Source organism: Clostridium sp. DSM 17811, from assembly GCF_018861905.1.
Classification (GTDB): Bacteria; Bacillota; Clostridia; order Clostridiales; family Clostridiaceae; genus Clostridium_AD; species Clostridium_AD frigoriphilum.
Genome location: NZ_JAHLDU010000059.1, coordinates 1 through 7,253 on the forward strand (window position 1 = coordinate 1; position 7,253 = coordinate 7,253).

The window sequence follows — 7,253 nt, forward strand, 5'->3', positions numbered from 1 at the left end:
TACATCTGGAAATATTGTTTTGCCTCGAAGACTAGCTGCACTATCACCTAACCCATCAGCTATAGCCATCGCCTTTATTAATTCACCATTAGTCATTTTTTTGTTAACATTTGTAACTGTACTGTCTATGATACCAAGCTGTTTCATCTTTGCAACAGAAGTTTTGTAATCTAAAGTAGTTGCAAAAGCAAGATTAGGAACTATAACATTTATTAACATCGAAAACATTAATACAATACCCAAAAACGATTTTTTTATTTTCATTTTTCTACCATCCTTTTTATTTATTAAATATACGTTAAGAAAAGTACATGTTTGAGCGATAGCGAGTTTGTACTTTTTAGTCCCTTTAAGTAAAATCAGTTTAGAATTACTCAGCGCAGTAAATTGCAGTTGTAATAATATATATTAATAGCTTCTCCGAAGTGAATTGCAATACGAGACGAATAAACTATTGAAATTTGATTTAGAAATTCTTGTTTTGCGATTGTAAAATTCTCGTAAGCTTGCCAGGAAGGCAAGCTAGCGAACCTGAGTCAGGACGACGAATGTGAGCGATAGAGAATTTTACATGAGCAAAACATTAGAATTTCTTAATCAAATTTCTTGTTTAAAGTTCGTTTGCAAAGCACGCCGGAGAATTGCAGTTGTAGTAATATACATCTATTTTACAATACTGACTTTCTGCCCTTCATTTAAGAAACTCTGCCCTTCAGTTACCACTTGATCACCAAGTTTTATACCACTGACAATCTCAGTTTGCGTAGTATTTGCTATTCCAACAACTACTTGTTTCTTTTTGAGCCTAGTAGCGTCCACTATATATACATATTGCACACTGTTTTCTGTAAATATTGCTCCATTTGGTACAACCGATATATCTGTTTTTACCACATCTGGAAACTCAACTCTTACTATCATTCCTGGTTTTAATAAATTAGAAGGATTCTCTATCTTAACCTTTACTGTATACAATTGTGTTTTAGCATCTGCTGAAGGACTTATGGTGTCTACTACTCCTTGTACAATTTTATTATTCATAGATGATATTTGTACAGGTATTTTCTGATTTACTTTTACCTTTATAACATCTTTGTCTGTCATCGATACTTCAGAGCGCAGGCTACTTGCATCAATTATAGTAAATGCACTAACTGCACTTGATACTACTTCGCCGACTTCAACATTTCGCTCAGATATAACTCCATTTATAGGTGATATAATAGAAGCATTATCCATTTGTATTTGCGCTAAATCAAGTGATGCCTTAGCTTGCTGAACCTGACCTGCAGCTGCAGCATCCGTTTGTGGTCCTGTTTTTGATTTTAAAAGTGATAAAGAATCACTCGCGGCGCTAACCTGAAGCCCAGCACTATCCATTTTTGATTTTGCAGCATCAAGTTCGCTCTTCGCAGAGTCTCCTATATTATATTGCTGATGAATTGTATTATAATTATTTTTCGCATCATTATATGTTGTTTTTGCAATATCTAATGTTGAATTTGCAGATATTAATTGCTGCTCGTAACCTGAACCACTGGTTTTATCAAGATTTGCATTAGCAGTGTCCATGGCCGCTTTTGCTACATTATATTGCGCCGTAAGTTCCAATCTATCAAGAGTAAATAAAATATCACCTTTTTTTACACTCTGACCAACATCTACATTTACACCATTAACTTTACCAGCTATTTTAGATGTAACCACAGTTTGACTAGATGTTGCTAACTTGCTTCCATATTTTGTAGTTGTTGTTATTGAAGATATACTAACTGGAGACGCTTTAACATTTTTTGAAATATCATTCGATGCAACACTTACATCTTTATTTCCACAACCCACTCCTATTAAAGTTATACTCAATGTTAAACTTATTAATAAAAATCCTTTAATCCCTTTAAGCTTCATCATAATGTAACTCCTTTATCTATTTTATCAGATTTTCTTTTCTTTTTGCCAAAGAACCCTTTCATATCATCAATCAACGTATATACCACTGGAATTATTATTGGTGATAAAATCGTGGATGTAATCATTCCTCCTATTATTGCAACTGACATTCCTACTCTATATTCACTACCTTCAGCAGTAGCAAGTGCTGAGGGTAACATCCCAACTACCATAGTTATGGTCGTCATGAGTATTGGTCTTAGTCTTGTAAGTCCAGCCTCTACTAATGCCTCGCGAAGAGGCAAACCTGTCTTCATAAGAGTAAGCGTATAATCTATTAATAGTGTTCCATTTTTGGCGGCCAGGCCATCAAGCATTATTAATCCAATCATCGACATAATATTTAAACTATTTCCTGTAATGGCGAGTGCTATAAGTGCCCCAATTAATCCACAAGGTAGTGATAACATTCTTAAAGCTGGAGTTAAGAATGATTCATATAAAACAACTAAGATCATATATACGAGTATAATTGATGCAACAATTGCTTCAATAAGTGAAGTAAAGGAATCTGCCATACTCTTTTGATCACCACCATAAGATAGCGCGTATCCATCTGGGATTGTAATTTTATTTATTTTTTCTTTGATATCCGTAGTAACACTACCAAGAGGTCTTCCCTGGTTATTAGCATAAATGGTAACCATTTCGTCACGGTTCTTTCTTAATATCTGTTGTGGACTGTCTGACATATAAACCTTTGCTAGCAAATCAATCGGAATTTGCTGTCCACTTGAATTAGCTACTTTTATTGTGGATATATCTGATTTTGTAACAATTTGACCCTTATCAAGTTTTACAATAACATCATACTCCTCATTATTTTCCCTAAATACTCCACCAGACACCCCTTGCTCCGTAGTGGCTTTAAGAGCACTTGATATATCAGAAGGCTTTATTCCATATTGTGCTGCAGCAATTTTGTCGATTTTAACAGCGATTTGGCTCTCATTTGCTTGATTACTGTTGCTTACATCTGTAGTTCCAGAGACTGCTTGTACTGAGCTCTGAACCTCACTACCTAATTGTTTTAATACATCTAAATTAGGTCCAGTTATACTTATTGCGATAGGCTTGCTACTACCAGAAGAACTGGCTTCACCTATAGATATATCAACTCCAGTAAGTGTTTTACTCCATGCGCGCATCTCAGATGAAATCTGGTCTTGACTTTTTTCTCTTTGTTTTTTAGGATATAAATTAACATTAATTTGCGCAGAAGACTGTTTATTATTAATGCCAACAATAGTAAAGTAATTGTCAACTTCTTTTATGCTCTTTAAATGTGCCTCTACTTCTTTAACTTTTACATCTGTAAGTTTAACGTCACTACTTGGTGATAATGACATATTAATTGTAAATTGACTCTGATCTGTTTTAGGTGTAAGTTCAGTATTAATTAGTTTAAGTGGAATTAATGCCACGCTAAGTATCAATAATGAGCTTACTAAGGCTACCATCTTCCATCTATGATCCAGCGAAAACAAAAGAAATTTTTTATAAAAAATAATAAATTTATCAAAAAATCCTTTTTTCTTGAGCTTCATATTATTATTATCGTCATCATTCTTCTTTTCCTTTAATAATTTTGAAGCAAGCATTGGGGTAACTGTAAATGAAACAATTAAGGAAAATAAAGCAGCAAAAACTACTGTAAGTCCAAACTGTTTAAAAAACTGCCCGATCATACCTGACATAAACGCTATTGGTCCAAATACAACTATGTCGCATAAGGTTATAGAAATAGCCGCCATTGCTATTTCTTCTCGTCCATCTACAACTGATCTAAAAACTGTTTTTCCCATGGTCAAGTGCCTTTGAATATTTTCAAGCACTACTATGGAGTCATCTACAAGAATACCAATGGATAAGGATAACGCAAGTAGTGATAACATATTAAGAGTAAAGTTGAAAACATACATCATGAAAAATGTTGCAATAAGAGATGTTGGTATAGCAACAAGTATTATTGACGAAGCTTTTATGCTTCTAAGGAAAAGAAACATTACTAAAATTGTTGAAATTATACCCTCAATAAGACCGTATTTAACCTCTTTAAGTGAGGAATTTATAAAGGTTGATGAATCGGATGTTATCGCTACTTTTATTCCAGCTGGAAGAGTTTTTTTCAAAACATCTAGCTGTTTTTGTACAGCTTTAGCAGTTATAACTATATTAGAGTCACTTTGTTTTTGAACAAATATGCCTATAGAATTTTTCCCATTTAACCTTACGAGCTCAGTTGCATCTGGATAATCTAGTTTTACATCTGCAATTTCGCTAAGTTTTATAGTTCCACCGTTTGTCATTGGAATTTGAAGGTTTTGTACATCTTTTATGCTTTCAAATTGACCAAGTACTTTTATTGTTTGATTAGAATCTTCTTGCTTAAATTGACCTGCTGGTATATTTAGGTTATCGCTTTGAAGTTTAGAAGTTATGGTATTAACAGCTATACCATACTGTTCCAAAAGCGTTTTATTTACTTTAATAATTAGTTGTTTTTTAACAGCACCCTCTAGAGATACATTACCAACACCATCAGTTTTCTCGAGTGACTTTTGTATTTTATCTGCACTGTCATACAATTTACTGTATGGTAGTGAACTTGAAACAGAAAGCATCATTATAGGCGTTGCATTTATATCTAGCTTTTTTATTACAGGTTTTGTTGCATCTGTAGGAAGTTTGTTTGATATATCGCCCAGTGCCTGTTGAACATCTAAAAATGCGGTATTCATATCATTTCCCATTTTGAACATAATGGTAGTATAACCATATCCTTCAGAAGATCCTGAACTTATAGTATCAACACCACTTATACCTGAAACTGCATCCTCTACTGGTTTAACTACATCAGTTTCTATTTCCGCTGTACCAGCACCTGGGTATGTAGTTGTTATTGTTATTACAGGAACATCAACTGCCGGCATTAAATCTGCACCGAGACTTGAATATCCCATTACTCCGAGTCCTACCGTGAGCAATACTACCATAAGAACGGCAAGAGGCTTTTTAACACAAAGTTCTGTAATTTTCATTCTTGAATCCCCCTTAAAACTTATAAATAAAATACCTAAATAACATTATTATTACAAAATTGTTTAATACTAATAGTATTTTAATATATTATCGTGAATAATTATAGTTACTTAAGTAATGTATCCATTGATATATTGACAATGTTATAATATAAATAGACGTTTTATATGAATAAACGTTTAATATAAAGCGAGGTTATGAAAATGCCTAAATTTAAAAAGTATCTACTAATTTCAAGATATATTTTATCATTGTCAATGTTTATTGGCATATATCGCTTTTATCATAATAAGGCCTCGGCAATGATACCATTATTAATCCTTATATTTATACTTTTGGTAAATGATTATATAAGAACTACCAAGTTAACTATAGGTTCTCAGTACATGTGTATTTCATTACTTTTCACTATATGTGGTGCAACTGTATTGCAATATTTTATAAATGCATCTGGAGCTGGAACTATTGTTTATATATTATTACCGTTAATAGAAATTTTCGAGTTAAAAAGAATTAGTCAAAAGTTTCTATTCTTCGTACATTCATTTTCACTTTTTGTAATATTAATTTTGCAAATAGGAATACCTAACAACTGGGACAGGCTAACAATATTAAGCCGTGCCATGTTATTTTATGTTGCTGTAATTAGCATAGCCTATTTTATTAAAACTGTACAAATAGAAAAAGAAGAAGTAAATAAATTAAATAAAAAACTACAACTTGCAAATATAAAACTTAAACAATATAACTTGGAAGTGGAAGAGTTAACAACTGCTAAAGAAAGAGCGCGGGTATCCCAAGAACTTCATGATTCATTAGGCCATTATCTAATGGCTCTAACTATGCATCTGGAATTTGCGAAAAAGATATGTGAAACAAAACCTGAAAAAGTAAAAGAGATAATAGTTAAGTGTGAAGACATTGCAAAATCTAGTATTAGTAGCCTTAGAGAAATTGTTGATTTACTGAAAGAAGAACGTGAAATAGTGGATTTCTATGGTTCCATTAGGAAACTCATTAATAATTTTCATCTAATTACTGATATAAATATTAATTTTAATGCAGATAAAAACCTAGATAACTTAAGTCCTATTATAAAAAGTTCCATTTATAAAACTATTCAGGAGGCTATAACTAATAGCATAAAACATGGAAAATCATCAGAAATTAATATAACAATCTTTAATAAAAATGAAAATATAAATCTTATTATAAAAAATAATGGAATTAGATGTGATAAAATTATAAAATCAAATGGATTAAATGGGATTGATGATAGAGTAAGGTTACTTAATGGATTTGCGAATTACTCTAGTAGTAATAACCTAGGTTTTAGCATAGATATATGTATTCCAATACCAATGGAGGAAATATAAAAGAGAATATACATTTCTTTAGCGTGCTAAAGGAAAGAAATTATATAAAACATTATAATTTCTAAATTAAAATGGGGGATCTGTAAAATATGATAAATGTTATATTAGCTGATGATCAGAAAATAGTAAGAGAAGGAATAAAGATGATTTTAAGCTTGGACGAGGGTATTAACATAATTGGAGAGGCTGAAAATGGCAAACAGCTACTTATTCTTTTAAATAGGGTGCTTCCAGATGTAATTCTTATGGATGTTAGAATGCCAATAATGGACGGTGTGGTCGCTACTAAAATCATTAAAGAAAAATATACAGATGTAAAGGTAATAATCCTTACAACCTTTAGTGAAGATGAGTATATATTTAAAGCAATAAAAAATGGGGCGGATGGTTACATATTAAAGGATGCCGGTTCAGACTATATAATAAAAGCAATAAAAACAGCTTATGATGGTACTATGCTCCTTGATCCAGGGGTAGCCCTAAAAATAGTTACAGCTTTTAATTCATTAACTAGTGAAAATCACTCTTCTCATAAAGTTTACAATCAAAAATATACATTAGATGCACTTACACCAAGAGAGATAGATGTTGCAAAGCTTATTGCCCAAGGTAAGAATAACAAATATATTTGTGAAATTCTCTTTTTAAGACTGGGGACCGTAAAAAATTATGTTACAAAAATACTTGAGAAACTTGACCTTAACAGTAGAACTGAACTTGCAGTATTTATTAGCAAGTGTCAAATTTAATATATATCAAAGAAGGAAACCCTTCTTTTGAACTGCCCCCTGTCAAGTAGACAGTGGAAATAATTAAAGATTTCAAGCAAGGCGTCTATCATTTGGTAGGCGCTTTGTTTATGCTGCATTACCTAATAGATATCGC

General features: G+C 32.1%; 5 protein-coding genes. 2 read left to right on the forward strand and 3 right to left on the reverse strand.

Annotated features, from left to right (window positions below; translation table 11 throughout):
• The 3 genes from KPL44_RS24670 to KPL44_RS24680 all read right to left on the reverse strand — a co-directional run.
• Nucleotides 1-264, reverse strand: a 264-nt coding sequence (locus KPL44_RS24670; protein ID WP_216255827.1) for a hypothetical protein, incomplete at its 3' end; no start/stop codon positions are given.
• Nucleotides 265-663: 399 nt separating this feature from the next.
• Nucleotides 664-1,911, reverse strand: coding sequence for an efflux RND transporter periplasmic adaptor subunit (locus tag KPL44_RS24675; RefSeq protein ID WP_216255996.1), 1,248 nt, complete (start codon nt 1,909-1,911; stop codon nt 664-666).
• Nucleotides 1,908-4,991, reverse strand: coding sequence for an efflux RND transporter permease subunit (locus KPL44_RS24680; RefSeq protein WP_216256003.1), 3,084 nt, complete (start codon nt 4,989-4,991; stop codon nt 1,908-1,910). The genes KPL44_RS24675 and KPL44_RS24680 overlap by 4 nt, the downstream gene beginning before the upstream one ends.
• A gap of 204 nt (nt 4,992-5,195) precedes the next feature.
• Here KPL44_RS24680 and KPL44_RS24685 point away from each other — a divergent pair, with 204 nt between their 5' ends.
• Complete coding sequence (locus KPL44_RS24685; protein WP_216256005.1) at nt 5,196-6,368, forward strand: sensor histidine kinase; 1,173 nt, start codon at nt 5,196-5,198, stop codon at nt 6,366-6,368.
• An 89-nt stretch (nt 6,369-6,457) separates the two neighbouring features.
• Nucleotides 6,458-7,117, forward strand: coding sequence for a response regulator (locus tag KPL44_RS24690; RefSeq protein ID WP_216256008.1), 660 nt, complete (start codon nt 6,458-6,460; stop codon nt 7,115-7,117).
• Nucleotides 7,118-7,253 lie beyond the last annotated feature (136 nt).